Source organism: Caballeronia sp. PC1 (genome assembly GCF_021353155.1).
Taxonomy (GTDB): Bacteria; Pseudomonadota; Gammaproteobacteria; order Burkholderiales; family Burkholderiaceae; genus Caballeronia; species Caballeronia cordobensis.
In genome coordinates, this window is record NZ_JAJUBH010000002.1 from 617,940 (window position 1) to 643,310 (window position 25,371).

Annotated in this window: 24 protein-coding genes, 1 tRNA gene and 1 pseudogene; 17 read left to right on the forward strand and 9 right to left on the reverse strand. The window is 62.7% G+C overall.

All coding sequences use genetic code 11. The features are described from left to right. Position 1 precedes the first annotated feature (1 nt). Positions 2-970, reverse strand: a complete 969-nt coding sequence (locus LY284_RS18655; RefSeq protein WP_233387574.1) for a PDR/VanB family oxidoreductase — start codon at positions 968-970, stop codon at positions 2-4. 109 nt (positions 971-1,079) lie between these two features. Further along, positions 1,080-2,489: an MFS transporter gene (locus LY284_RS18660; RefSeq protein ID WP_233387575.1), complete on the reverse strand. Its 1,410-nt coding sequence runs from the start codon at positions 2,487-2,489 to the stop codon at positions 1,080-1,082. A gap of 287 nt (positions 2,490-2,776) precedes the next feature. Between LY284_RS18660 and LY284_RS18665 the strand changes: the two genes are divergently transcribed. The 9 genes from LY284_RS18665 (at position 2,777) to LY284_RS18705 (ending at position 10,516) form a co-directional block, all read left to right on the forward strand. After that, on the forward strand, positions 2,777-3,718 hold the full coding sequence (locus LY284_RS18665) for a helix-turn-helix domain-containing protein (RefSeq protein WP_233387576.1): 942 nt from the start codon (positions 2,777-2,779) through the stop codon (positions 3,716-3,718). Between the two features lie 207 nt (positions 3,719-3,925). Further along, positions 3,926-5,077, forward strand: coding sequence for an amine dehydrogenase large subunit (locus LY284_RS18670; protein WP_375294268.1), 1,152 nt, complete (start codon positions 3,926-3,928; stop codon positions 5,075-5,077). Between the two features lie 9 nt (positions 5,078-5,086). Then, on the forward strand, positions 5,087-5,635 hold the full coding sequence (locus LY284_RS18675) for a MauE/DoxX family redox-associated membrane protein (RefSeq protein ID WP_014250848.1): 549 nt from the start codon (positions 5,087-5,089) through the stop codon (positions 5,633-5,635). Then, positions 5,632-6,276 carry a methylamine dehydrogenase accessory protein MauD gene (gene mauD / locus LY284_RS18680; RefSeq protein WP_014250849.1) on the forward strand — a complete coding sequence of 215 codons (645 nt, stop codon included), beginning with the start codon at positions 5,632-5,634 and terminating at the stop codon, positions 6,274-6,276. Before LY284_RS18675 ends, mauD begins: the two co-directional genes overlap by 4 nt. Before the next feature lie 39 nt (positions 6,277-6,315). Next, complete coding sequence (locus tag LY284_RS18685; RefSeq protein ID WP_014250850.1) at positions 6,316-6,837, forward strand: methylamine dehydrogenase light chain; 522 nt, start codon at positions 6,316-6,318, stop codon at positions 6,835-6,837. Then, positions 6,834-7,319: a cytochrome c gene (locus tag LY284_RS18690; RefSeq protein ID WP_045453948.1), complete on the forward strand. Its 486-nt coding sequence runs from the start codon at positions 6,834-6,836 to the stop codon at positions 7,317-7,319. Before LY284_RS18685 ends, LY284_RS18690 begins: the two co-directional genes overlap by 4 nt. Next, positions 7,316-7,774, forward strand: a complete 459-nt coding sequence (locus tag LY284_RS18695; protein WP_233387577.1) for a cytochrome c — start codon at positions 7,316-7,318, stop codon at positions 7,772-7,774. Before LY284_RS18690 ends, LY284_RS18695 begins: the two co-directional genes overlap by 4 nt. Positions 7,775-7,785: 11 nt before the next feature. Beyond that, on the forward strand, positions 7,786-9,291 hold the full coding sequence (locus tag LY284_RS18700) for an aldehyde dehydrogenase family protein (protein WP_233387578.1): 1,506 nt from the start codon (positions 7,786-7,788) through the stop codon (positions 9,289-9,291). Between the two features lie 10 nt (positions 9,292-9,301). Next, the gene (locus LY284_RS18705; RefSeq protein WP_233387579.1) at positions 9,302-10,516 is read left to right on the forward strand and encodes a porin; all 1,215 of its coding nucleotides are present in this window, start codon (positions 9,302-9,304) and stop codon (positions 10,514-10,516) included. Positions 10,517-10,655: 139 nt separating this feature from the next. Here LY284_RS18705 and LY284_RS18710 read toward each other — a convergent pair whose 3' ends face one another. Together LY284_RS18710 and LY284_RS18715 are read right to left on the reverse strand one after the other, a co-directional pair. After that, the gene (locus LY284_RS18710; protein WP_233387580.1) at positions 10,656-11,141 is read right to left on the reverse strand and encodes a nucleoside deaminase; all 486 of its coding nucleotides are present in this window, start codon (positions 11,139-11,141) and stop codon (positions 10,656-10,658) included. A gap of 22 nt (positions 11,142-11,163) precedes the next feature. Beyond that, the gene (locus tag LY284_RS18715; protein WP_014250856.1) at positions 11,164-12,072 is read right to left on the reverse strand and encodes a LysR family transcriptional regulator; all 909 of its coding nucleotides are present in this window, start codon (positions 12,070-12,072) and stop codon (positions 11,164-11,166) included. 113 nt (positions 12,073-12,185) lie between these two features. Here LY284_RS18715 and LY284_RS18720 point away from each other — a divergent pair, with 113 nt between their 5' ends. The 4 genes from LY284_RS18720 (at position 12,186) to LY284_RS18735 (ending at position 16,308) form a co-directional block, all read left to right on the forward strand. Beyond that, complete coding sequence (locus LY284_RS18720) at positions 12,186-13,055, forward strand: NAD(P)-dependent oxidoreductase (RefSeq protein ID WP_233387581.1); 870 nt, start codon at positions 12,186-12,188, stop codon at positions 13,053-13,055. Positions 13,056-13,069: 14 nt separating this feature from the next. Beyond that, positions 13,070-14,590 carry an aldehyde dehydrogenase family protein gene (locus LY284_RS18725; protein ID WP_233387582.1) on the forward strand — a complete coding sequence of 507 codons (1,521 nt, stop codon included), beginning with the start codon at positions 13,070-13,072 and terminating at the stop codon, positions 14,588-14,590. Positions 14,591-14,666: 76 nt separating this feature from the next. Further along, complete coding sequence (locus LY284_RS18730; RefSeq protein WP_053569291.1) at positions 14,667-16,007, forward strand: DUF3100 domain-containing protein; 1,341 nt, start codon at positions 14,667-14,669, stop codon at positions 16,005-16,007. Between the two features lie 82 nt (positions 16,008-16,089). After that, on the forward strand, positions 16,090-16,308 hold the full coding sequence (locus LY284_RS18735) for a hypothetical protein (protein ID WP_014250860.1): 219 nt from the start codon (positions 16,090-16,092) through the stop codon (positions 16,306-16,308). A 91-nt stretch (positions 16,309-16,399) separates the two neighbouring features. On the opposite strand, the gene LY284_RS18740 is transcribed toward LY284_RS18735, so the two are convergent. Beyond that, positions 16,400-16,476 (reverse strand) — tRNA-Val (locus LY284_RS18740). A 281-nt stretch (positions 16,477-16,757) separates the two neighbouring features. Between LY284_RS18740 and LY284_RS18745 the strand changes: the two genes are divergently transcribed. Both LY284_RS18745 and LY284_RS18750 read left to right on the forward strand, forming a co-directional pair. Continuing rightward, positions 16,758-17,768, forward strand: a complete 1,011-nt coding sequence (locus LY284_RS18745; protein ID WP_233387583.1) for an IS110 family transposase — start codon at positions 16,758-16,760, stop codon at positions 17,766-17,768. Between the two features lie 335 nt (positions 17,769-18,103). Further along, positions 18,104-18,271, forward strand: a pseudogene (locus LY284_RS18750) (helix-turn-helix domain-containing protein); the annotation flags it as partial. Between the two features lies 1 nt (position 18,272). Here the strand turns inward: LY284_RS18750 and LY284_RS18755 are convergent. Further along, positions 18,273-19,409, reverse strand: a complete 1,137-nt coding sequence (locus LY284_RS18755; protein ID WP_045453964.1) for a branched-chain amino acid ABC transporter substrate-binding protein — start codon at positions 19,407-19,409, stop codon at positions 18,273-18,275. 189 nt (positions 19,410-19,598) lie between these two features. Next, positions 19,599-20,975, reverse strand: coding sequence for a murein biosynthesis integral membrane protein MurJ (gene murJ / locus LY284_RS18760; RefSeq protein ID WP_233387584.1), 1,377 nt, complete (start codon positions 20,973-20,975; stop codon positions 19,599-19,601). 339 nt (positions 20,976-21,314) lie between these two features. On the opposite strand from murJ, the gene LY284_RS18765 reads away from it, so the two are divergent. Then, positions 21,315-23,210, forward strand: a complete 1,896-nt coding sequence (locus LY284_RS18765; protein ID WP_233388382.1) for an FAD-binding monooxygenase — start codon at positions 21,315-21,317, stop codon at positions 23,208-23,210. A gap of 20 nt (positions 23,211-23,230) precedes the next feature. Continuing rightward, positions 23,231-23,674: a MarR family winged helix-turn-helix transcriptional regulator gene (locus LY284_RS18770; protein WP_233387585.1), complete on the forward strand. Its 444-nt coding sequence runs from the start codon at positions 23,231-23,233 to the stop codon at positions 23,672-23,674. Here LY284_RS18770 and dhaK read toward each other — a convergent pair whose 3' ends face one another. Further along, on the reverse strand, positions 23,675-24,664 hold the full coding sequence (gene dhaK / locus LY284_RS18775) for a dihydroxyacetone kinase subunit DhaK (protein ID WP_233387586.1): 990 nt from the start codon (positions 24,662-24,664) through the stop codon (positions 23,675-23,677). It lies immediately after the preceding gene. 21 nt (positions 24,665-24,685) lie between these two features. After that, entirely contained in the window at positions 24,686-25,324 is a 639-nt protein-coding gene (gene dhaL / locus LY284_RS18780) for a dihydroxyacetone kinase subunit DhaL (protein WP_233387587.1), read from the reverse strand. Positions 25,325-25,371 lie beyond the last annotated feature (47 nt).

Sequence of the window (25,371 nt, forward strand, 5' to 3'; positions counted from 1 at the left end):
CTCAGAGATCGAGCACGAGCACCGGCGAACGGGAGCGTGACACACAGCAGCAGATCACACTGTTGCTCGCGCGCTCGGCCTTGGAAAGACAATGATCGCGATGCTCGGGTTCGCCGCTCACGACATCCACCATGCAGGTGCCGCAAACGCCTTCGCCGCATGACGTATCCACTTCGATGCCGATCGAAGCGAGCGCATCGACGATCGATGTGGCGGCATCGACACGCACGGTCTCGCCGCTGCTTGCGATTTTCACATCGAACGTATCGAGCGATGTTTCCGGCTGAGCGTGCGGCTCGGCCTTGAAGCGTTCGAGATGAATGGCATCGGCGGGAAGACGTTTCTGCGCCGACTCCACCACGACGTCCATGAATGCCGCGGGACCGCACGTGTAGACATGCGCGCGCTCGTTCGCATCGCGCAGCAAGGCGTCGAGTTCATCCGATAGCGCCTCGCGGCCGACGCCGAAATGCAGCTTTACATGGCGGTCGAACGGCGCGCGCGCGAGAAGGGGCAGAAAAGCCGCATGCGTTTCGCTGCGCGCGAAATAGTGCAGCGTGAAGGGCGCATCGATGGCGACGAGACGGTACGCCATCGAAAGCAAGGGCGTAATGCCGATGCCCGCGCCGATCAGAATATGCTCGCTCGCGGTTTCTTCGAGCCGGAACAGGTTGCGCGGCGCGCCGATCGACAGTTCACTCCCGATGCGCACTTCGTCATGCAGCGAACGCGAGCCGCCGCGCGACTCATCTTCCTTCTTGACCGCGAAAACATGCGAGTCGCGGCAAGACGGATCGCCGCACAGCGAGTATTGGCGCGTGATGCCGGTCGGACCCGTGACATCGATATGCGCACCGGGTTCGTAGCTGTCGAAGGGCAGGCCGTCGAGCCGCGAGACGCTGAACGAGCGAATGCCGTGCGCTTCCTCGCGCAATGCATCGACGCGAACTTTGAACGTTTGAGCTTGCATGATGATGCCTTTCCGAAGTGATCAAGGGACGATGTGTCTAGCGTATCGTCCCTTTTCGGATAAACAAAATAGATTAAAAATAACCCGTGATATCAATGCGACGGATATTTCACGCGGTCGTCGCCGCAGCTGCGGGCGCTGATTCGCGTGGGGATGCCGCCTCGACCGTCGTGCGCGCTTCACGCGCTTCGCGATCGAGACTCGCCCGGTATTGTCTGCATCCGGCGAAGAGCAGTGCGGCGGCGAGCACGATGGCCACGGCGTTGATGATCGCCATCGAGTGGCCGACCGCGAGCGGCGAGGCGAACACCTTGTCCGTGACGAGCGCGACGAGCGTCGTGCCAAGACCCAGGCCGATCAGGTTCGATACGAGCAGAAACATCGCCGATATCTGCGCGCGCATCTGATTCGGCGCGAGCGCCTGCATCGCCGCGGCCGAAGTCGGAAGCGGGAACGACGCGAAGAACATCGCCGCAACGAGCCATGCAAGCGATACGCCGAGGCTCGAAGCCTGCGTGAACGCGATGGCCGGCACGAGCATGCACGCAGCGCCGATCCATGCGGCGCGCATCGGCGCATCGGTGCGGCCGCGGCGCAGCAGCCAGTCGTTGAGCCAGCCGCCGCAAAACACGCCCGTCGTATTGGCGGCAAGCATCACGATGCCGAGCATATAACCGGTCTCGACGGGCGTCAGGCCAAAGCGGCGCATATAGAACGCGGGGGTCCATCCCATCAGGCAGTAGAGGCCCATGGCATAGAACGAGAAGCCGGCGTAATGACAGAAGAATGTCTTTCGATGGCTCGCGATGAAGCGCAGCGCGTCGCTCATCGCCACGCGTTTGACCTTGCCCGTGCCGTCCTGCGCGAGTCCTTTGCGGGCGGGGTCGCGCACCGTCAGCATGAAGACGAGCGCGACGAGCAGACCCGGCAAGCCGACGATGAAGAACGTAAGCTGCCACGCGCGCACTTCGCCGACGAGCGGCAGCGTGAACGCGCTTGCATGCTTGAGCAGCGCGATCACATAGCCGCCGACGAGAAAGGCAATGCCGCCGCCGATGAACGAGCCGAGCGAATAGATGCCGATTGCGCGGCCCATCTTTTCCTTGGGAAAGTAATCCGCGAGCATCGAGTAGGTTCCGGGCGACAGCGCCGCTTCACCCACGCCGACACTCATGCGCGAGGCGAACATATGCACGAAGCTCTGGCTCAGACCGCATGTCGCCGTCGCGATGCTCCACAGCGCAATGCCCGCCGCGATGATTCTCGGCCGCGCGAAACGGTCGGCGAGATAGGCGATCGGCATGCCCATCACCGCATAAAAGAGCGAGAACGCGAAGCCGTGCAGCAGGCTGAATTGCGTATCCGTGAGATGGAGATCGCGTTTGATCGGCTCGATCATGAGCGCGAGCACCTGGCGGTCGATGAACGAAAAAACGTAGGCCAGCATGCAGATCACGACGACATACCACTCGTATCTGTAGCGCTTGCCTTCGGGCTTCGTGGTGCTTGATGAATGCATCGTGCGTCTCCGATGAATGCTGGTTTTTCGACGTGCGCAGTGTCGATGCGGCGTAAATCCGCGTCAAATTCGCCGAAAAGGGCAGCGGTCATCAGTGCGGCAAATGTTCGTCAACTTAAAGTAATGTCTCAACTCGCGCCTATGCACGCTCGCGCATGTTTTTCAATCGTGCATTCCTAGCATTGCGCAACGAACCGCTGCCGGAGAAAAATTGAAAAGCTTGACGCCATGAAAATGAAAATCTATAAGCAGTCGCATCAGTGGCGACGCAAGTAGCAGGAGGAGGGATGTACGCCAATTTCGAAACCTTTGAAGACGCCGACCGCCACGCGCATGCGCTGACGGGCTGGGAACAGCGTTACGACCAGGTTGGCGAGGGCGCTTTTCGCAGCACGGTGAAGCAGGTTTCGATCGCGGGCGTGCAGGTATTTCAGGAATCCGCGAACGTTCGCATTGTTCAGCGCGGGCAGTTGCCGGCGGGCTTCGTTACCTTCGGGCTCGTGCTCGGCGGCGGTGCGCCGTTTTCATTTCAGGGCGTCAAGGTCGACGAGAACGCGCTCGTCGTCGCGCCCGGATCGCGGGAATTCCTGTTGCACTCGCCGCCGAATATGTCGATGCTCGGCGTCGCCGTCGACGCGAAACTGCTGTCCGCGGCGGCGGATATCGCAGGCGTCGATGTCCAGGACGAAATTCTTCACCGGCACGTCTTGAGCATCCCGAGCGCGGCGGGCGCACGCGCGGGCAAGCGCATCATCGCGGCGGTCGAATCGGTGCTGGCCGATCCCGATCCTTTCGTTTCCGGCGAGGGCGCGCACCGCTTCACGCAAACGGTCACGGAAAGCCTTATCGATCTGCTGACATTTCATGTGCCGACGCGCGAGGACCGGCTGACTTATGCGTGCCGCGCCGATGTCGTCAAGCGCGCGCACGATCTCGTGCTCGCGCGCCCCGAGCAGCCCATATCCGTGCTGGACCTGTGCGAGAAACTGCGCGTGAGCCGCCGGACCGTTCAAAACAGCTTTCAATCCGTCACGCAGATGAATCCGGTCAGTTATCTGCGCGCCGTGCGTCTTGCACAGGTAAGACGCGTGCTGACGACAACATCGCCGAACGAAGTGCCGGTGCGCGAAGCCGCGATGCGCTGGGGATTCTCCAATCTCGGCCATTTCGCGAGCGATTACAAAAGCCTGTTCGGCGAGCTGCCCTCTCAAACACAGCGCGCCCGATAAAGCGGCGCGCTTTTTCCTTTTAAATGAACGTAAGCCGCATTGGCGCGGCGTGGATCGCTATCGCCTGTCGATCCTTGCGTAAAGGCGTCTCTCTGTCGGCTTGCTTTCGAATGCTCCATTTCGGCACGCACGCGCTGCCGGTTCCGAAGTGCTCTTTTTTATTGTCGTCTTTAGAGTCAATTCGACGATAAACAAGGAGGAGCACAGATGAAGCTGAGACGGCTGGCCGCCGCGATGGGGGCCTTACTGTATGGACTGCTTGCGTGTCAGGCGCACGCGGCCGAGAAGCCGGAAGAACTGACGGTGGCGAAGTTGCCGCCGTATAACCCGCATCGCGTGTTCGTGGCGGACGTATCGTTCGCGAGCATGACCGATGCGCGCGTTCATGTTTTCGATGGCGATATGGAACGCTTCGTCGGCGAGATCGATGGCGGCTTTGCGCCGGGATTCGCGATCTCGCCCGATCACAAGACGAGTTATGTCGCGACGACCTACTTCGCGCGCGGCGGTCACGGCGCGCGCACGGACGTGGTCGAGATCATCGACAACACGACGCTCGACGTGACCGGCGAAATCGTCATTCCGGCGAAGCACGGCCAGGCTGTGCCGACGCCGTACAACACGATCTTGTCGGAAGACGGCAGCCGTTTGTATGTGTCGAACATCACGCCGTCCACATCGGTGACGGTGATCGATACGGCCACGAAGAAGGTCGTGAGCGAGATCGACACCGATGCCTGCGTGCTTGCGTACCCGAGCGGCAACGATCGTTTCTCCGCGCTGTGCGAGAGCGGCAAGGCGCTCACGATCAGGCTCGATGCGGCGGGCAAGGAAGCGAGCCGCAAGCTCTCCGATGCGTTCATCGATGTCGATCGCGATCCCGCGTTCGTCAATGCGGTGCGCGACGGCAACAAGTATCTCTTCGTCACCTTCAACGGCAACGCGCGCACGGCGGATTTCTCGGGCGATGCGCCGGTGTTCGGCACTTCGTGGTCCTTGCTGAGCGATCAGGAGCGCAAGGCCGGATGGCGTCCGGGCGGCTTGCAGCAGACCGCGCTGCACGTGGCGAGTCATCGTCTTTACGTCGCGATGCATAAGGGCGTCGACGGTTCGCACAAGGAACCGGGCACGGAAGTCTGGGTGTACGACACCGAGAGCAGGAAGCGGGTCGCGCGCTGGGATCTCGCGAAGCAGAAGATCGATCCGCTGCTCGCGATTCAGGTCAGCACCGACGACAAGCCGCTGTTCTACGGCCTCACGCCGACGTCCGATCTCGTCGTGCTCGACGCGATGACCGGCAAGCGCCAGCACGTCGAAAAGCAGCTCGGCACGACGTCGACGCTGCTGCTCAATCCTTGAGGTGACGCGATGATCGATCCTGTCATTCTCATGGTGTGCATCGCGTCGGCGGCGATCGTCTCGCTCGCGAGCGCAGCGCCCAAATGGCGCGATCCGTCGCGCTTCCGTGCATCGCTCGAAGCGTTCGCTTTGCTGCCGTCGTTCGCGCTCACGCCGCTGTCGTTTGCGTTTCCGGCCGTGGAGACCGCCGGTGCGCTCGGCTTGTTGTTCGCCGATACGCGCATGCCGAGCGCCATCGCCTTGATCGCCTTGTTCACGCTCTTCGGCGCGGCGCTCGCGATCAACGTGATGCGCGGCCATACGGATATCGATTGCGGCTGCTCGGGCTTCATCGCCTCGGCACGCACGCCGAAATCGATCGGCTGGTGGCATGTGGCGCGCGCTTTCGCGCTTGCCGCGCTGACCGCGCTCACGCTTATCCCTGAAGCAACGCGCTCGCTCGTGTGGTTCGACTATATGAGCGCGGCCGCCTGCACGCTTTTCGCCGTCGCCGCGTGGTTCACGCTCGACGTGCTGCTGGTCAATCTTCCCAAGCTCGATTCTCTGAGGAATTCATGATGCAAACCGCCCTGATGATTTCGGCCGCACTGTCGTGGGCCGCTTTGCTCGCGCTCGGCGCGATCTGTCTCGCACTCGTTCGCCAAGTCGGCATTCTCTATGAACGCATGATGCCCGCGGGCGCGCTCATGATCGACAAAGGCCCGGCCGTCGGCACCATTGCACCGGTCTTCGAACTCGGCGATATCGCCGGCCGCGCCGTGAAGGTCGGCGGCTTGTCCAACTCCAAGCGCAATACGCTCGTGTTCTTCCTGTCGCCGAGCTGCCCCGTGTGCAAGAAGCTGCTGCCCTTGCTCCCGTCGATCCAGGCACGCGAAGGCGCGACCGACATCGTGCTCGCGAGCGATGGCGATTTCGCGGAGCATGCCGCGTTCTATCGCAAGGCGGGTCTTTCGCAATACCCGTATGTGCTGTCGCAAGAACTCGGCCTCTCTTATCAGATCGGCAAGCTGCCTTATGCGGTGTTGCTCGACGAAGAAGGCAAGGTGCGCGCGAAGGGTCTCGTGAATACGCGCGAGCATCTGGAAAGCCTGTTCGAAGCGAAGGAGCGCGGTGTCGCATCGCTGCAGGAATTCGTGCACGGCAAGCACGACGATCACGCGCATCACGACCATGAAGGCCAAGTCGGGCAGCACGCCTGAAGACGCCGATAAATCATTCATTCCTACAGGTGAGCGTCCATGAAATGGCTGGATTCATTCTTCGAACATAAGGCGCGCGGTGTCGCGCAGCGCAGCTCGCGGCGCAGCGCGATGGCGAAGCTCGGCAAGGTGTTGGTCGGATCGGCGATGGTGCCGTTGTTGCCGGTGGACCGCACCGCCTATGCGACGGAACCGAAGAAGCCGGGTTCATCGGCAAGCGACGATCCGCTGAGCTGCGATTACTGGAAGTATTGCGCGATCGACGGCTGGCTTTGCAGTTGTTGCGGCGGCACGTCGAGCAGTTGCCCGCCGGGCACGACGCCTTCGCCGATCACGTGGATCGGCACATGCCGCAATCCGCACGACGGCTCCGATTACATCGTGTCGTACAACGATTGCTGCGGCAAGACGAGTTGCGGACGCTGCTTCTGCAATCGCAACGAACGCGAAAAGCCGCTTTACAAACTGTCGCTCAATAACGACATCAACTGGTGCATGGCGAACGGCAATTCGAATTACCACTGCTCGGTATCGGTCCTGTTGGGGGCGGCAACGCAATGAAGACGGCACGTGTATGGATGACGGCGCTCGTCGCGGGCGCCATGAGTCTCGCATCGCAGGGCTTCGCGCAAACGGTGCATTATCCCGGCGGCAAATCGTCCTTCGACGGCAAATGCGCGGTCTGTCATCAGGCGGGCGGCAAGGGCATGGACGGACTTGCGCCGCCGCTCGTCGACTATCCGGGCAAGTATGCGGGCTCGCCCGAGGGCCGCGCGCAATTGGGCCATACGGTGATGTACGGCATGTTCGGCCCGATCAAGGTCAAGGAGAAAAGCTACAACTTCAAGATGCCGAGTTTCGCGTCGCTGTCGGACGAGGAAATCGCCGATGTGCTGAATTACGTCGTGTTCGATCTGAACGCGCAGCACGGTTCGGCCAAGCCCTTCGATGCCGCCGAAGTGAAGGCATGGCGCGCGGCGCCGCTCGATCAGACCGCGGTGCATCAGCGGCGCGACGCGGTCGTGAAGGGCCTCGGGCTATGAAGCCGCGCGCGGTCATCGCCGCCGCGATGCTCGCCGCGCTCGGCCCGGCGGCTGCTTCGCAGGCACAGGCGCAGGACGCGGCGCGTGCGCGTCAGGACTGGGTGCTCAACTGCATGGGATGCCATACCGCCGACGGTTCGGGCATTCCCGGCAAGGTGCCGCCGTTGCGCGAATCGCTCGGGCATTTCGTCTCGCTGCCCGAAGGCCGGACGTTCGTGATGCGCGTGCCCGGCGCGGCCAATTCGGCATTGAACGACGCGGAACTCGCGAACGTTCTGAACTGGCTGCTCACGACGATGAACGCGCAATCGCGGCCCGCATCGTTCAGGCCTTATACGGCGGAAGAGATCGCGGCGCACCGCCGTCCCGCGCTCACCGATGTCGCGCGCACCCGCACGAAGCTCGTGAAGGAATTGCAGGAGAACGGCGTGAACGCCGTCCCGGAACACTACTAGGAGACAAGAACATGAATGACAGCCAGCATCCCGCGATGCTCGATTCGACGCGCGCGTTTCTCGCGTCGAAACAGAAGATGTTGATCGACGGCGCATGGGTCGAAAGCGCAAGCGGCAAGACGCTCGATGTCATCGATCCCGCCGATGGCGAATTGCTCGCACGCGTGCCGAGTGCGGACGAAACGGATGTGGACCGCGCCGTGCTCGCCGCGCGCCGCGCATTCGACGATTCGGCATGGTCGCGCATGAAGCCGACGGATCGCGAACGTCTGCTGTTGCGCGTCGCCGATCTGATCGAAGCGAATGCGCGCGAGCTCGCGGAGATCGAATCGCTCGACAACGGCAAGCCCGTGACGGTCGCGCAAGGCCTCGATGTGTCGATGGCCGCGCAATGCTTCCGCTATATGGCGGGATGGGCGACGAAGATCGAAGGCAGCACGCTCGAAGCCTCGATTCCGTATAGCCCTTCGAACGATTTCTTCGGTTATACGCGCAAGGAAGCGGTGGGTGTCGTCGGCGCGATCATTCCGTGGAATTTCCCGTTGCTGATGGCTTCGTGGAAACTCGCGCCCGCGCTTGCGACCGGCTGCACGGTCGTGCTCAAGCCCGCGGAAGACACGCCGCTGTCGGCGTTGCGTCTTGCGATGCTGATCGAGGAAGCGGGCATCGAAAAGGGCGTCGTGAACGTGGTCACGGGCCTCGGCCGCACGGCGGGCGCGGCGCTCGCGCGTCATCCGGGCATCGACAAGATCGCGTTCACGGGATCGACCCCCACCGGCAAGGCGATCGGTCACGCCGCGCTCGATAACATGACGCGCATGTCGCTCGAACTCGGCGGCAAGTCGCCGGTGATCGTCCTGCCGGATGTCGATATCGACAAGGCCGCGGAAGGCGTCGCCAATGCGATCTTCTTCAACTCGGGACAAGTGTGCACGGCAGGCTCGCGCGTCTATGTGCACGACAAGGTATTCGATCGCGTGATGGAGCGCGTCGCGGCGATCGCGCAATCCTTGCCGATGGGGCCGGGACTCGATGCATCGACGCAGATCGGGCCGCTGGTATCGGCGCGGCAGATGGATCGTGTGCTGAGTTATATCGAAGCGGGCCGCGACGAAGGCGCGCGCGCGATCGCGGGCGGTGCGCGCAAGGAAGGCGCAGGCTATTTCGTGAGGCCGACCGTGCTCGTCGATACCGATCATTCGATGAAGGTCGTGCGCGAGGAAATCTTCGGGCCGGTGCTGGTCGCGATGCCGTTCAGCGATATCGACAGCGTGGTCGCGAAGGCGAACGACACGCCGTATGGCCTCGGCGCGAGCATCTGGTCGAATGATCTTTCGGCGATTCACAAGCTCGTGCCGCGCATCAAGGCGGGCACGGTGTGGGTCAATTGCCACTCGCTGCTCGATAACGCCATGCCCTTCGGCGGCTTCAAGCAATCGGGCTTCGGGCGCGAACTCGGACGCGCGGTGATCGACATGTACACCGAAACCAAGTCGGTGCTGATCAACTACGCGTGAGGACGCTCGCATGATAACTAGAACGATCTCGCGCCAGTTGCTGTCCACGGCGGCGCTCGCCGTATGCGCGAGCGCATCGGCACAGAGCACGGTGACGCTGTACGGCACCGTCGATGCCGGGCTGACATATACGACCAATCAGCAGTTCACCAACGCCGACGGCAGCGTCGGCTCGGGGCATAACATCGCGTTTTCGGGCGGCAATCTGGTGCCTTCGCGCTTCGGCTTTCTCGGCGTGGAAGACCTGGGCGGCGGCCTGCAGGCGAAGTTCAACCTGGAAAACAGCTTCTACACAGGTAGCGGCGGTTTCGTTCAGGGCGGTGCGTTATTCAACCGGCAGGCATGGGTCGGATTGGCGCAAGAGCAATTCGGCACGCTCTCCTTCGGGCGTCAGTACGATTCGTACTCGGATTTCCTCGGCGTGTATGTGTCGAGCAATTCATGGGCGACGCTATACGGATCGCATATCGGCGACGTGGATAACCTCAACGAAGCCTTCAACTTCAATAACGCGATCAAGTACACGAGCCCGGACTGGAATGGTTTCTCGATCGGCGGCACGTATAGTCTCGGCGGTGTGGCAGGGGACTTCTCGCAACGGCGCGGCTATGCGATTGCCGCGGCTTATACGCGTTTGCCCGTGTCGATCAGCGCGGGCTATCTGAACCTGCATAATCCGCTCGATGCGGCTTTGGGCGGCACGAATGGTTATATCGGCGATTTCGCCTGCTCGAATCCGACAGCGCTGTATTGCCAGTTGCAGAACGCGGAAGCATTGAAGGCGTATGGCGCGGGCGCATCGTATGCGATCGGGCCGGCGACCATTGCGCTGACTTATACGCACAGCCGTCTGGAGCATAGCCAGTATTTCGCCGACAGCGCGAATCCGCAGGGCCGCGACATTGCTTTCGACATCGGCGAAGTGAATCTCACGTATGCGGCCACGCCATTCCTGCAACTGGGCCTTGCGTATATCTATAACAACGCGAAACCGGACGGCGGTTCATCGACGCGCTTTCATCAGGTGAACCTCGGCGCGAATTACGCGTTGTCCAAGCGCACGGCGCTGTACGGCGTCGCGATCATGCAGAAGGCGGTGGGCGCGGGACTCGGCGTCGATCCGGCAACGGGCGGACCGGCGAATTACGCGCAGATTCCGAACCTGCCGAACTCGAACAGCGACCGCCAGTTGTCCGTGACGCTTGGCATACGGCATAACTTCTAAACCATCCGAGGGCGTGCTTTTCACCCGGCCGGGACATTCCCCGCCGGGTTTTTTGCGTTGCATTGCGCTTGCGCAGCGATAAGATTCATCGATACGGCACGCCATATATGAGCGAGCATCGACGCCCTGTTGCCACTCGCTAGGCATTCGCCTTACGATAGTGCGCAACATGCAGCGCTTTCACGCGTTCGGCGAAGTCCTCGACGGGTCCATCGACTACCGTATCGTCGATAACGTCCTGAATCGCCAGAGCACGCACGCGCCCGGGCTTCGCGCCGAGTTCGGCTCGCCATCGCGTGAACTGCTGAGTGGACGCCGCGTACACGATGCGCCCGAGACCGACCCACGCGTGCGCTGCCGAGCACATCGCGCAATGCTCGCCGGACGTGTACACGACCGCGTCGCGGCGCTCGGCTTCCGGCATGTTCTCCGCCGCCCATTTCGCGATCGCGAATTCCGGATGCCGCGTGTGATCGCCGCCGCTCACGCGATTGCGATCTTCGAATAGCACGCGCCCGTCTTTCGCGACGAGCATCGAGCCAAAGGGTTCGTCGCCATCGTCGAGCGCTTCCTGCGCGAGTTCGATGCAGCGTAGCAAATGCTTCCGGTCGATATCGTCGATCATGTCATGTCCTCCTGTTGACGGGTTAGCGAAACGCGCGCATCTGCGCGGTCATGAACTGAAGCATCTTGTTCGATGCAACCGATAACCTGCGCCCCGCGCGCGTGACGAGATGCGCTTCGGCATCGGCGAGAATGGGATGCGTGATGTCGATCGCGAAAAGATCGCCCGCTTCCATTTCGCTCGTCACGGCGAAGGCGGGCAGCACCGTGATGCCCAGCCCCGATTTTACGAACTGCTTGAGTATGGCGATGGAATTGGTCGTCACCACAGGATCGAGCCGCAGCTTCTCCGCGTATTCGACGGCCTGCAACATCTGCCGCGTGCCGTATGAAGCGTGCGTCACCGCGAGCGGATAGCGCGCAAGCTCGTGCACGGTCATCGACTTGTGTTCCTTGCGCGGAAAACTCGCGCCGACGATCGCCATCATCGGCTGACGCTTGATCGCGCGCGACACGAGCTTCGGTTCCTGCGGCGGGTTATAGACGAGACCGATCTCGCCTTCATCCTCCGAGATCTTGCGGATCACGTCATTGGTGCCGCCGAGATCGAGATTCACCTTGATGCCGGGATATTGCCGGCAGAACTGCTGCATCGGCCCGGAAAGCAGATCCGACACGAAGCCCTCGCCGAGCACGATGTTCACTTGCCCCGTGCGCAATCCGCGCAATTCCTGAAGACGCGAAAGCAGATCGTCGCGATGCGCGAGCTGCTCGCGAAAATATTCGATCACGCATTGCCCGGCCTCGGTCGGCTTCACGCCGCGCGCATGGCGTTCGACGAGCGCCGCATCGAGTTCCGTTTCCAGCAGGCCGATCTGCCGGCTGACCGCAGAAGGCGCGACGTTGAGGTAATCCGCCGCCGCGCGAATCGTGCCGCAGCGCACGGCTTCGAAAAAATAAACGATGCGGCTGTCGGTGAGGTTGTCCGTCATGGCGCTTGAGTGTTCTAAAAATTAGAACAATTCCAATATTGGCGTTGATTGATTGTACGGCTTCGGCGGCCGAATATGACGGAACCGCACAACGCATGAGAGGAGCAAGACGGATGAAGACTGTAGGTGTGATCGGCCTGGGGAACATGGGGCGCGGCATGGCGCGCTGCGCGCGACGCGGCGGTTTTCGCGTGCTCGGCTTCGATGCGGCGCCGGGCGTCGCAGAAGCGCTGCGGGACGACGGGATCGAAGCGTGCGCATCGATTGCGGCGATTGCGAGCGCAGCCGATGTGCTCATTCTCTCGCTGCCGACCTCCGCGATCGTCGAGGAAGTCGTGCTCGGGCAGGGCGGTGTGGCGTCAAGCGGCAAGGCTGGTCTGATCGTCGTCGATACGACGACCGCCGATCCGAACAGCACGAAGAAAGTGGCCGCGGCGCTCGCGGAATGCAAGATCGGCTTTGTCGACGCGCCCGTGAGCGGCGGCCCGAAAGGCGCGGCGACCGCCACGATGACGATGGTGCTCGGCGGCTCGGAAGCGGACGTCGCGGCCGTCGAACCGATCCTCGCGGCGATCAGCGCCAAGCGCGTGCATGTCGGGCCGGTCGGCGCGGGCCATGTGACGAAGATCATCAACAACATGCTGACGGGCGTGCATCTGCTCGCCGCGAGCGAGGCCGTGCGCGCGGCGCAGGGCGCGGGCGTCGATCCGGAGAAGCTCGTCGAGGCGCTCAACGGCGGATCGGGCCGCAACAGCGCGACGCTCACCAACTATCCGACGTGGATCTTCAACGGCAAGTTCGACTCCGGCTTCACGATGAAGCTGATGCGCAAGGACGTGCGCCTCGCGATGGCGCTGCTCGACGGCCAGCACGAGAACGCGCCGATCGCGCGTGAAGCAGGGCGCTTGTGGGCGGCAAGCGAGACGAGCATCGGCGATGCGGAGGATTTCAATCGCATCGTGCAGTTCACTGAATCGAAGTAACGGGACTCATCGACATGGCGAATAGGGAATACGACGCAGCAGAACAGCTTCTCGCGGCCTTCACGCATTTCTTTCCGGGCGCGAAGACCATCGGATCGTATGTCGGCGGCGAGTTGATCGAAGGCGCGGGCGACAGCATCCAGCTTTACGACGCCGCCACCGGCAAGCCGAGCCTCGCGTACAAGGACGGCGGCGCGGCGGTCGTCGAGCAGGCGGCAGCAGCGGCCACGCGTGCCCAGAAGCAATGGTGGGCGCTCACCCACGCGGCGCGCGGCCGCGTGATGTTCGAGATCGCGCGCGAGATCCGCAAGGAGGCGGAGCACATCGCGCGGCTCGAATCGCTCGGTTCGGGCAAGCCGATCCGCGATTGCCGCGGCGAAGTGGCGAAGGTCGCCGAGATGTTCGAGTACTACGGCGGCTGGGCCGACAAGTTTTATGGCGATGTCATTCCCGTGCCGACATCGCACCTGAACTACACGCGCCGCGAACCGGCCGGCACCGTGCTGCAGATCACGCCGTGGAACGCGCCGGTCTTCACGTGCGGCTGGCAGGTCGCGCCCGCCATGTCGATGGGTAATGCCGTGCTGCTCAAACCTTCCGAGCTCACGCCGTTCACGTCGCTTGTCATCGGCTTGTTGGCCGAGCGCGCGGGTGCGCCGAAGGGCCTCGTCAACGTGCTCGCGGGACTTGGACAGACCGTTGCGCAATCGGCGATCGCGCACAAGGCGGTGAAGAAAGTCGTGTTCGTCGGCTCGCCTGCAACGGGCGCGCGCATCGCCGAAGCGGCGGCAAAGCGCGTGCTGCCGTGCGTGCTCGAACTGGGCGGCAAGTCGGCCAACATCATCTTCGCCGATGCCGATTTGAAGCGCGCCGCGCTGACCGCGCAAGCGGCGATTTTCGCGGGCGCGGGACAAAGCTGCGTCGCGGGTTCGCGCCTGCTCGTGCAGCGTTCCGTCTACGACGAATTCGTCGCGATGGTCGCGGCGGGCGCGAAGAAAATTCGCGTCGGCGCGCCGCTCGAAGATGCCACCGAAGTCGGCCCGATCAATAATCGCAGGCAATATGATCACGTCATCTCGATGATCGAGAAGGGCGTGGCGGCCGGCGCGACGCTCGCGGCGGGCACGGCCGAGCGCTCGGATGCGGGCTATTTCGTGCCGCCGACCGTGCTCGCCGGCGTCACCAACGAGATGGACGTCGCGCGCACGGAAATCTTCGGGCCGGTCGTCGCGGCGATCCCGTTCGAGTCGGAAGAGGAAGCCATCGCGATCGCCAACGATACCGAGTTCGGCTTGGCCGGCGCGGTGTGGACCAACGACGTCGCGCGTTCGCATCGCGTCGCGAGTCTCGTCGATGCGGGCACGTTCTGGGTCAACGGCTACAAGACCATCAACGTGGCGTCGCCGTTCGGCGGCTACGGCTTGTCGGGCTACGGACGATCCAGCGGCGTCGAGGCGCTCTACGAGTACACGCAGACCAAGAGCGTGTGGGTCGAGACGGCGAAGGAGCCGGCCACGACCTTCGGCTATCTATGACTGGCTATGAGTAATCGATGACCAAGGCGCCCGCGCGTCGCCGATGCGTCGCGCGGGCCAACAAGGGGACGAGACAATGGAAAGCACGTTGAGCGCGGATGGCGCGGAAGGCAGCGGCCTGAGAACCGCGAAGCTCTTTTTTTATGCGGCGATCATTTTATTGATCGCGGAGTTCATCGGCTCGTTCACGTTCAGGATCGGCCCGGGCAAGGTCGTTCTGTTGCCGATGATCTGGGCGCTTTTGCTCGGCGCGGCGCTCGGGCTGGCTTCGGAACGCTGGAAGAGCCCGGCGCGGCTCGACGTGCGCAGCCAGTTCTATGCCGCGGCCATTCTGCAGCCCGCGCTGTTGCTGTTCGTTTCGAAACTCGGCCTGATGGTTGGCAGCGCATTGCCCAAGCTCGCCGCGGCGGGCTGGGCGCTGGCGTTCCAGGAACTCGGCCACTTCGTCGGGACGATTCTGCTTGGATTGCCGCTCGCGCTTCTGCTCGGCATCAAGCGCGAGGCGATCGGCGCGACGTTTTCGGTCGGGCGCGAGCCGAGCCTTGCGATCATCGGCGAAAAGTACGGCATGGATTCGGCGGAAGGGCGCGGCGTGCTCGCCGAGTATCTGACGGGCACGGTGTTCGGCGCGGTGTTCATCGCGATTTTCGCGGGCTTCGTCGCGAGCCTGCATATCTTTCATCCGCTCGCGCTCGCGATGGGCTCGGGCGTCGGCTCAGGCAGCATGATGGCGGCGGCATCGGGCGCGATCGCGGCACAGCAGGACCCGGAGACGGCGAAATCGGTGCTGACGTTCGCGGCGGCGAGCAACCTGATCACGACGACCATCGGCACGTATTTCACGCTGTTCATTTCGCTGCCGATGGCGGTGTGGGGATACCGGCTGCTGGAGCCTCTGATCGGCCGCACGACGAAGGCATCGAGTGCGCGGGAGACGGCTTCATCGGCGCCGAAACTGGGCGATGTGAAGACCGAGGCGCCGCATCTCGGCTACGGCGGCAAGATGCTCGCGTGGGGCGTGACGGCGTTGATGGCGCTCGTCGCCGACTGGATCACGCACGGCACGACGCCGCTGCAAGGCTTGCCCGGCATGGCCGTGATGGTGCTCGCGACGATCGTCGGCGACGCGATTGCGCAAGCGACCGGGCGCAAGATTCCGGCGGTGTGCTGGGTGTCGATCGTGGCGATGTTCCTGACCTCGCCGTGGTGCCCGTGGGGCGCGCAGATCGCGACGCTGAGCGCGCAAAACGACTTCCTCGGCGTGACGACGCCTATGCTGACTTTCGCGGGGCTTTCGATCGCCAAGGATATCCCGGCGTTCAGGCGGCTCGGCTGGCGGATCGTGCTCGTCTCGTTCGTGGCGAACGCCGGGACGTTCCTGGGCGCGGCGCTCGTGGCGCAACTGTTCCATATCTGAAGACGACGGCGGCAGTACAGGGGCGGGCAGCGCGGTATAAAATCGAGATGTACTTGTTTCGCGCTCGAACGCGCCCGCCGCCATGGAAACTCCTTCGGGCAAAGAATCTCCCGTCAAGCGGATGTCGCCGCGCACGCTCAACGTGTTGACGGCGCTCATCGGCCTGGCCACGCTCGCGCTGGGCGTGGGCTGGCTGATCTACACATGGATCGTCCATCTGGAAATCCCGTACTTCGCCATTCCGCTCGTGCTTACCGTGCCGGTGATCGTCGCGGTGGCATTTCGAAATTGCTGGGATTGAGATTGAGTCTGTGCGCCGGATGAAAGCGGCGCATGAATGAAAAACGCACCGTGGCGATTGATATCGCGACGGTGCGTTTTAATTTGTGCGTTGGTAGGCTCGATTGGACTCGAACCAACGACCCCCACCATGTCAAGGTGGTGCTCTAACCAGCTGAGCTACGAGCCTACGGAAGCCGCGAATTATAGGGGAAAGTTTTTGGGTGTGGGGGTTTTTGGGTGAAAAATTTTTGAGGGTGTGGGGTTGGCGGGCGGGTTGTGGTTTTTGGAGGGGAATTGATGAGCTTGCGTTTTTTATTTGACATAACATAAATTAGCGAATTTTTGTGTGTTAGAGCTCTTTAGATGGAATGGTCGCCTCCCGCCTTAGCGGTCATCCGTCGCCGCAGTTCGGTTGACTGGAGCGTGCGACATTGCTGGTTCGGCGTGTCCGCCGTCAAGGAGAACCAGATGGAATCCACGACCATCGCCATCGATCTGGCCAAGCGCGTTTTCCAGATTCACTACGTCGATCCTCAGACCGGCGCGATTTACAGCAAGGCGCTCAAACGTGCGCAGCTCGTGCCGTTCTTTGCGAACCGGCCGGCATGCCGCGTCGTCATGGAAGCTTGCGGCAGCGCTCATCATTGGGCCCGAACTCTGGCACGACTCGGCCACGACGTGCGGCTCATAGCGGCCCAGTTCGTACGACCGTTCGTGAAGTCGAACAAGAACGATGCGGCTGATGCCGCCGCAATCTGGGAAGCCGCCCAGCGCCCTGGCATGCGGTTCGTCGCAGTCAAGACCGAAGATCAGCAGGCCATGCTGGCGCTGCACCGGATCCGTCAGCAACTGGTCCGGATTCGCGTCATGCACATCAATCAGCTTCGTGGATTGCTCTACGAGTTCGGCATCGTACTGCCGCAAGGCCGTCGCCCATCCATTGAGGCTGCAAAAGCGTCCCTAGTGTCATTCGATGACCAGTTTCCCGTCATGCTGACGGACAGTCTGCAAGATCAACTCTCGCGACTTCGCATGCTCGACGAGCAGATCGAATTGCTCGAACATCGCATTCAGGAATGGCGGCGCAACGACGACGCATGTCGCCGTATCTCCGAAATTCCCGGCGTTGGTGTGCTTACGGCGACCGCTGCGGTATCGGTGATCGGACAAGCGAAGTCGTTCCGCTCCGGACGCGAGTTCGCTGCCTATCTTGGTCTGGTGCCGCGACAGAATAGCTCCGGAGGCAAAACGAAGCTTGGAGGCATCAGCAAACGCGGTGACGTCTATTTGCGAACGCTGCTGATTCACGGTGCTCGGGCGGTGATCTCAAGCTCAAGGCATTTGCCGGAGCGATTGCGCCTGATGTTGACCCGGCGTCCGACGAACGTCGTTGCTGTCGCTCTCGCCAACAAGATGGCACGAACGATTTGGGCGCTGCTTGCGTATGGACGAACGTATCAAGCCTCACCGCTGCACTAAGCAAGCTACGCAACGTAAAACTTATCCACGGTTGCACAGGTGGATTGAACGATGGCAAGACAGGTTGGACCGCGCAAAGGCAAGCCTGAGACATTACTCGGACTTCGAGTCCGCTATTTAGATTAGGACCTTTGCGGCGAAATCCATCGGGGCCGGCGGGCATGCCCGCGATCGAGTCCGGATATAAGTCCGCAACCACCCTCCTCGCTACGAACAATTACCTTGCAAATGGGAGGCGACCATATAAGTAATGTCCGCTTTTAACCAAGTTCAAATGTCCGCTTTGATGGCACGCAAGCTGACCGTTCGCGGGTTTCGCGGCGACGGAGGCTTCGATGGCGAGCACCGGACAGATCACCATGAGCATGCGCGAACTCGATCGATTCAAGGTCATTCAAGACGTCACGGACGGTCGCCTCAAGCCGGGGCGTGCCGCCGCGCGGCTGGCGCTCACGACCCGTCAGATTCGGCGTCTGGTGGCGCGTTTCCGTGAGGACGGACCGACTACTTCTCCGCCCCAATAGTAGTAACCGGCTGCCACTTCATCGACTTCACCTGATAAAGCGTCGACGTCGGACTATTCAGGTCTCCATACTTATCAAACGAAATATGCCCGGTAATGCCGTTATATTGCATCTTCCGCAGCGTCTCCATGAACGTCGCGGGCTTGACGGAGTTGGCCTGCTTCATCGCCGTGATGGCGAGCCACGCGCAGTCGTAAGCGAACGGCGCGTAAGTCAGCGTTTCCGCGCCAAAGCGCTTCTTGAATTTTTCCGCGAACGCGCGCCCTTCCGGCAATGACTCGACAGGCCGGCCATACTCCCATGCCATCGCACCTTCGGCCGCATTGCCCGCCGAACTGATGAACACGCTATCGGCAATTCCACCGCTTCCCACGAACTGCGCCCGGATGCCCAGTTGCTTCATGCGCTTGACGATCAGGCCCGCCTGGCCATCGAGCCCGCCGAAATACAGAAGGTCCGCGTTGGCGGCCTTTATGTTCGTCAATTGCGCATTGAACTCGACGGCCTTGTCAGTGGTGTATTCCTCGGCGACGACCTGGCCGCCCGCCGCTTGCACCGCCTTCTTGAATTCCTCGACCGCGCCTTGCCCGAAGGCCGTGCGGTCGTCCATCACCGCGATTCGCTTCGCTTTCGTGACTTTCACGGCATACGTGCCCGCGTTGCCCGAGTTCTGCGTGTCGGTCGCGATGATGCGGAACACGTTGTTCAAGCCCTGGCGTGTGATCGCCGGATTCGTCGCCGCCGGGTCGATCAACGGAATGCCCGCGCGCGCGAAGATCGGCGCCGAAGGCAGCGCCACGCCGGAGTTGTAGTAGCCGACCACGGCCACGACGCCATCGTCGACGAGCTTCTGCGCCACTTGAACGCCGATGCGCGGATCGCCCTGATCATCGACGGATGCGAGTTCGAATTTGACCGGCTGCCCGCCGATAGTGAGGCGTTGCGCATTCGCCTCCTCCACGGCAAGACGCACGCCGTTTTCGATGTCCTTGCCGTTGGCGGCGCCCAGGCCGGTGAGCGGCGCCGAAACACCAATGTGAACGGTTTGCTGGGCGCTGGCCGCCGCCGTCACGAGACAAAGCGCCGAAGCCGCGAGGAAGGAAAGGAGCACTTTCATGTCGCACACCCGTTCAGAGGAATGTTATTGGCTGACGCCGGCATCATGATGCCGGCACGAGGTTAGGCATCTGCTGAACATTGGTCGCAAGGCTCGCGATTCGGCCCACTATATCGTCAATTCCGCGGATAAAAAATAGGTGTCGATGTTCTCCCCTTCGCATCGCCTCACTGAATTAGCCGCCTACTTTCAATCGGCCGGGCCGCGCCGGCCTGTATCTGTCGCGAGCGGAATGTATCGCGTTCCGAAGACATAGCAAGCGAGCACGCTCGCCGCGCCGACGCCGGTAGCGAGAAGCACGCCTTGCGCGCCATACAGCCGGGCCAGCACGACGTTGCCCAGAATCTTGATGGCGAAGCCCAGAACGGAGATGACGGAAATGGTCCGGTAGCGCGTCTCGCTCGCGAACAACTGGACCAGCACGCACATGCCGAAATAGAACGGCACCTGCACGAGCCCGAAGCGGAACAGGTTCGTTACCGCGATGGTGTCCTCCGCCGTGAAAGCGCCCTTCTGGAACAGCAGCCTGATGACATACGGCGCGAGCGCGTACGCAATGCCCGCGCCGACGACGCCGACTGTCAGCATGATCCCCGACCATTTCAGCGCGGTGTTGCGCGCGCGGGCGTGGTCGCCTTGAAACAGGATCTCCGAGAGGATCGGCAAGGTCGCGCGGCTGATCGCGAGCGCACCCATGCTGAGCAGTAAGGAAAGCAGCCGGTTCGCATAGCCGAGCGTGGCGATGGCGCCGTCGCCCTGCTGCGCCATGAAGTATTGATCCACCGGCAGCCACAGGCCCGCGGCGACCGAGCCGATCATGAGCGTGCCCATCGAGCGCACGGTGTTCGGCCATTGGCGCGCACGCGTCGAAAGGCGCGGCGCGGCGGCCAAAGCATCTGCACGCCGCGCCAGGATTCTCAACCACAGGCTCTGAATCACGAAGCCGATCGACGTGCCCAGCACGAGCGGCATGATCGAATCGTTATCGCGCGCGGCCAGCACGAAGACCAGCAAACCGATGGCCGGCACGCATTCGAGCAAGGTATTGATGTGCCGTCCCGATGCCTGCAGCCGCGACGACGAAATGCAGATCGTGAAGCTCAATACGCCGGCCGGCGCCATGCCGATGATCATCCGCCCGACCGTTTCGCGAGTCGAGTCGGCAAGATTCTTTGCGACGAGTTCGGCCATGTACGGCCAGAAGAGAAACAGCAGCAGACACGATGCAAGGCCGATGACGAGCCCCATGCCTTCCAGTTCGCCGAGAAATCCGTTCTGCTGAGACTTGTCCTTCCGTAATGCGACGAGCGCCGGAACGAGCAGCACGCTCAACTGGTTCGTGATCATCGTCGGAAGCCAGGTGACGAGCGTCAGCGCAAGCTGATAGGCATCGACGACTCCGCTGATCCCGTAGCGATAAGCGATCGCCATTTCCTTCGATGCGCCTATGCATTTTCCGGCGAGAACGAAAACAAGCAGCACGACCGCGCTTCGTGCAATCCGTTTGTGGTCCTGATGAACGCCCCGTAAGCGCCGTCTTACCGATTCGACCGCCAGGGTCAACATGTTGTGCCTCCGACACTGAAGCTTTTCGCCGAAAAGAATCGACGCCGGAAGGCGTCTGTTTATTGTTGGACGACTCGGAAGCCAGCGGCGTGGCCTGCCCACGCTTTACTCCCCGAAAGCGATAAAGGCAGCCGCTGCGACAAGCTTTTTATCACACGGACTGGCCGCAGTCTGTAACGCATTCTTACGCTCCCTTACCTCATTTGATACGACAAAGATCGCGTTCTTAACGACCAAAACTAGGGGTAAACATCAGGCGCGCCGGAAAGTCTTGGAAATGGTTGGTGTACGGAGTATATTTCTCATCACACTGACGAGCATCGAATGGAGGAAGACACCATGCAGTTTCATCTCAATGGCTTTCGGGTCGGCGATCCGACGATCGAACCCGCCGCCGACGGCGCGCCCCGCACGGAAATGCCCGACACGGTGGACGTGCTCATCGTCGGGAGCGGCCCCGCCGGGCTCGTGCTCGCGGCGCAGCTCTCGCAGTTTCCGGGCATCGACCTGCGCATCGTCGAACGCCGCGCGGGACCGCTGCAGATGGGACAGGCTGACGGCGTCGCATGCCGCACCGTCGAGATGTTCAATGCGTTCGGCCTCAGCGACCGCCTGATGCGCGAAGCCTATTGGGTGAACGAGACCGTGTTCTGGCGCCCCGATGCGCAGGATCGCGGCGCAATCAAACGTACCGGACGTGTTCAGGATACCGAAACAGGCATGTCTGAGTTTCCGCATGTGATCGTCAATCAGGCGCGCGTGCAGGACTATCTGCTCGATGTCATGCGCCGTTCCGCGCACCGTCTGGAGCCGGACTACGATCTCGAAGTCATCGACGTGCAGCGCGACGACGCCGGCGATTATCCCGTGCGCGTCACGATGCGCCGCACCGACGCCGCGCGGCTCGACGAGCAAGTGACCGTGCGCGCGCGCTATGTCGTGGGTTGCGACGGCGCGCGCAGCCGCGTGCGCACCGCCATCGGGCAAACGCTGCATGGCGATGCCGCGAACCACGCGTGGGGCGTCATGGATGCGCTCGCCGTCACCGACTTCCCCGACATACGGCTGAAGGCGGCGATACAGTCCGCGAGCAAGGGCAATCTGCTCATCATTCCGCGCGAAGGCGGCTATCTCGTGCGCTTCTACGTCGATCTGGGCGAGGTCTCGCCCGACAATCGCGACGGCATCAAGCAGACGTCGGTCGATCACATCATCGAGACGGCGCAGCGCATCCTGCATCCCTACTCGCTCGATGTGAAGGAAGTCGCCTGGTTCTCCGTCTACGAAGTGGGACAGCGTCTGAGCGACCGTTTCGACGACGCCCTCGCGGCCGATGGAACGTCGCGCGAGCCGCGTGTGTTCATCGCCGGCGACGCCTGTCATACGCATAGCGCTAAAGCCGGCCAGGGCATGAACGTGTCGATGCAGGACGGCTTCAATCTCGGCTGGAAGCTCGGCGCGGTATTGCAGGGACGCAGCGACGCCGACTTGCTGCGCACCTATTCCGACGAGCGCCAGCCGATCGCGCAGGAGTTGATCGACTTCGACAAGGAATGGTCCGCGATGATGGCCGCGCCGCCGAAGGACCCGAACCGGCCCGAAGCAGGCGGCGTCGATCCGGCCGAGCTTCAGGCGTACTTCGTGCGCGCGGGCCGCTATACGGCGGGCGTCGCGACGCATTATCGGCCGGCGGTGCTCACGGGCGAATCGACGCATCAGCCGCTGGCGAAGGGCTTTACGATCGGCACGCGCTTTCATTCGTCACCCGTCGTGCGTCTGGCCGATGCCAAGCCGATGCATCTCGGCCACGCCGCGCGCGCCGATGGCCGCTGGCGTCTGTATGCATTCGCGGATGCGAATCGCAGTGCGCTGCATGCGTGGTGCGAGCATCTCGCCACGTCGCCCGATTCGGTCTTGCGGCGCTTCACGCCGAAAGGCGCCGACATCGACAGCGTGCTCGACGTGCGTGCGGTGCTGCAGCAGCCTCATCGCGAAGTGCGGCTCGAAGAACTCCCCGCGCTGCTGCTGCCGCGCAAAGGTTGTCACGGTCTCGTCGACTACGAGAAGGCATTTACGAGCGACGCGGCGACTGATATCTTCGACGAGCGTGGCATCGACCGCGAACGGGGCGTGCTCGTCGTGGTCCGTCCGGATCAGTATGTCGCGCACGTTCTGCCACTCGATGCCTACGAGGAACTGGCCGCCTTCTTCCGGCCGATCTTCCGCGCGCACTGACTTACAACGACTCCGCGAAATTGCCGACTAGAAACGACGATCCCGAAACGCTCGCGAAATTCACGGGCAGCCTCGTGCGCCGCGCCCAGCAGCGCCATGTGGCGGTATGGCTCAGCGAAGTCTCCGCGGAGATCACGAGCGTCCAGTACGCGGCGCTCGAGATCCTGCAGCGAACGCCGGGCGTCAATCAGCGGCAGCTCGGCGATGAACTCGACGTGGACCGTTCGACCATCGCCGATCTCGTCGCGCGCATGGTTCGCAACGGCTTGATCGCTCGCTCCGACGATCCCGTCGACAAGCGCAGCTACGTGCTCTTTCTCACTGCGGCGGGCAAGAAGCAGCTTGCGACGTTGCGGCCGCGGGTCGAGGAAGTCGAACGCATCCTCACGGCGAGGCTCACGCCGCGCGAAGCCGCCGAACTGCGGCGCCTGCTGGCGGCGCTGCTGCCCGAGCGCGCGGAATAATCACATGCCCCAGCGCAGTCCCGCCGTATGCACGGGACTGTCCCAGTGCCGCATCATTTCGTCGTCGAGCGTGCAGAGCGTGAGCGATGCGCCCGCCATGTCCAGCGATGTCGTCAACGCGCCCACCTGCGAGCGCGCCACGCTCAGGCCGCGCCCGTCGAGCCAGGCACGCGCCGCGTGATACAGCAGATACAGCTCCGATAGCGGCGTGCCGCCGAGCCCGTTGACGAGCAACAGCAACGGCGCGTCGGCGGCCGGCTTGAGGTCTTCGACCATCGCCGCGAGCAGTTCGTCCGCGATGGCGTTCGCCGTGTCGAACTTCGCGCGCCTGCGTCCCGGCTCGCCGTGTATGCCGACGCCGATTTCGATTTCATCGTCGCCGAGCGCGAAGGTCGGCTTGCCCGCGGCAGGCACCGTGCAGCTCGAAAACGCCACGCCCATCGACGCGATGCGCGCCGTCACCCGTTCGCCGAACGCCCGGCACGCCTGCAGATCGGCGCCGGTTTCCGCGAAGCTGCCGACGAGCTTTTCGACGATCACCGTGCCCGCGACGCCGCGCCTGCCGGTCGTGAAGCTGGAATTCTCGACGGCGACGTCGTCGTTGACCAACACCGATGCATTGGGCATCTCGCAGAGTTCGGACGCCATCTCGAAGTTCATCAAATCGCCCGAATAGTTCTTCACGATGAACAGCACGCCCGCGCCGGTGTCGGCGGCCTGCGCCGCGGCCATCATCTGATCGGGCGTCGGCGAGGTGAAGACCTGGCCGGGGCACGCGGCGTCGAGCATGCCGTGACCGACGAAGCCGCCATGCAGCGGCTCGTGACCCGAGCCGCCACCCGAAATGATCGCCACCTTGCCGGGCTTCAACGTCTTGCGCACGATGTACAGCGGGTCGAAGCTGACCGTGACGAGATCGGCGTGCGCGGCGGCGAATCCCGCGAGGCTCTCCGTCAGGTAATCGTCGACGCGATTGATGAACTTCTTCATATCCCCTGCTCCTTGTTGTGTTCAGGCGCCGTCTTGCGCGAGATGCGCGCAGACCGCCGCGATCATGAGCTGGCTCGACCGCGCGCCCGGATCGATATGACCGCGCGAGCGCTCGCCGAGAAACGACGCGCGCCCTTTGGTGGCGAGCATGTCGCGCGTGGCGAGCATGTTGTCTTCGGCGATGCGCGGCAGCGCTTCGAGCACGTCCTGCTTCGAAGCGCCCGCGTCGGCCAGGGCGGTGAATCGTTCGGCAACGGGAATCAGCACGTCCATCATCGTCTTGCTGCCCGTGCCGGTCTTGCCGCGCTGGCCGACGGCGTCCACGCCCGCCGCGAAGGCCCGCGCGAACGCCTTCACGTCGGTCTCGCCGGCCTCGTCGGGCGCGGCTTTCGCCATGCCCGTGAGCATCGAAAAGAACAGCGGCCCGGACGACCCGCCGACCGTGGAAAGCACTTTCGCCGCCGCCAGCTTGAGCGCGGGCGCGAACGCTTCGGCTTCGATCGACGCGCGCAGGGCCGCGAGCGCATCCATGCCGCGCAGCAGGTTGATGATGTGATCGCCGTCGCCGATCGCCTGATCGAGCGACGCGATTTCGTCGGCATGTTCCTTGAGCGACGCGTGCGCCGCGTCGATGCACGTCATGAGCGTCTTGCCGTTCATGCGCCGTTCCTCCGTTCACGAAAAGCGTGAGCAGCAAGGATACAGCG

Bases quoted from the DNA above. Each gene is read 5' to 3' on its own strand.
- LY284_RS18675 (WP_014250848.1), top strand. From the start codon at position 5,087: ATGATCGATCCTGTCATTCTCATGGTGTGCATCGCGTCGGCGGCGATC.
- dhaK (WP_233387586.1), bottom strand. From the start codon at position 24,664: ATGAAGAAGTTCATCAATCGCGTCGACGATTACCTGACGGAGAGCCTC.
- LY284_RS18700 (WP_233387578.1), top strand. From the start codon at position 7,786: ATGAATGACAGCCAGCATCCCGCGATGCTCGATTCGACGCGCGCGTTT.
- LY284_RS18755 (WP_045453964.1), bottom strand. From the start codon at position 19,409: ATGAAAGTGCTCCTTTCCTTCCTCGCGGCTTCGGCGCTTTGTCTCGTG.
- LY284_RS18665 (WP_233387576.1), top strand. From the start codon at position 2,777: ATGTACGCCAATTTCGAAACCTTTGAAGACGCCGACCGCCACGCGCAT.
- LY284_RS18730 (WP_053569291.1), top strand. From the start codon at position 14,667: ATGGAAAGCACGTTGAGCGCGGATGGCGCGGAAGGCAGCGGCCTGAGA.
- LY284_RS18725 (WP_233387582.1), top strand. From the start codon at position 13,070: ATGGCGAATAGGGAATACGACGCAGCAGAACAGCTTCTCGCGGCCTTC.
- LY284_RS18765 (WP_233388382.1), top strand. From the start codon at position 21,315: ATGCAGTTTCATCTCAATGGCTTTCGGGTCGGCGATCCGACGATCGAA.
- LY284_RS18685 (WP_014250850.1), top strand. From the start codon at position 6,316: ATGAAATGGCTGGATTCATTCTTCGAACATAAGGCGCGCGGTGTCGCG.
- LY284_RS18690 (WP_045453948.1), top strand. From the start codon at position 6,834: ATGAAGACGGCACGTGTATGGATGACGGCGCTCGTCGCGGGCGCCATG.
- murJ (WP_233387584.1), bottom strand. From the start codon at position 20,975: ATGTTGACCCTGGCGGTCGAATCGGTAAGACGGCGCTTACGGGGCGTT.
- LY284_RS18655 (WP_233387574.1), bottom strand. From the start codon at position 970: ATGCAAGCTCAAACGTTCAAAGTTCGCGTCGATGCATTGCGCGAGGAA.
- LY284_RS18720 (WP_233387581.1), top strand. From the start codon at position 12,186: ATGAAGACTGTAGGTGTGATCGGCCTGGGGAACATGGGGCGCGGCATG.
- LY284_RS18715 (WP_014250856.1), bottom strand. From the start codon at position 12,072: ATGACGGACAACCTCACCGACAGCCGCATCGTTTATTTTTTCGAAGCC.
- dhaL (WP_233387587.1), bottom strand. From the start codon at position 25,324: ATGAACGGCAAGACGCTCATGACGTGCATCGACGCGGCGCACGCGTCG.
- LY284_RS18660 (WP_233387575.1), bottom strand. From the start codon at position 2,489: ATGCATTCATCAAGCACCACGAAGCCCGAAGGCAAGCGCTACAGATAC.
- LY284_RS18710 (WP_233387580.1), bottom strand. From the start codon at position 11,141: ATGATCGACGATATCGACCGGAAGCATTTGCTACGCTGCATCGAACTC.
- LY284_RS18705 (WP_233387579.1), top strand. From the start codon at position 9,302: ATGATAACTAGAACGATCTCGCGCCAGTTGCTGTCCACGGCGGCGCTC.
- LY284_RS18670 (WP_375294268.1), top strand. From the start codon at position 3,926: ATGAAGCTGAGACGGCTGGCCGCCGCGATGGGGGCCTTACTGTATGGA.
- LY284_RS18695 (WP_233387577.1), top strand. From the start codon at position 7,316: ATGAAGCCGCGCGCGGTCATCGCCGCCGCGATGCTCGCCGCGCTCGGC.
- LY284_RS18745 (WP_233387583.1), top strand. From the start codon at position 16,758: ATGGAATCCACGACCATCGCCATCGATCTGGCCAAGCGCGTTTTCCAG.
- LY284_RS18735 (WP_014250860.1), top strand. From the start codon at position 16,090: ATGGAAACTCCTTCGGGCAAAGAATCTCCCGTCAAGCGGATGTCGCCG.
- mauD (WP_014250849.1), top strand. From the start codon at position 5,632: ATGATGCAAACCGCCCTGATGATTTCGGCCGCACTGTCGTGGGCCGCT.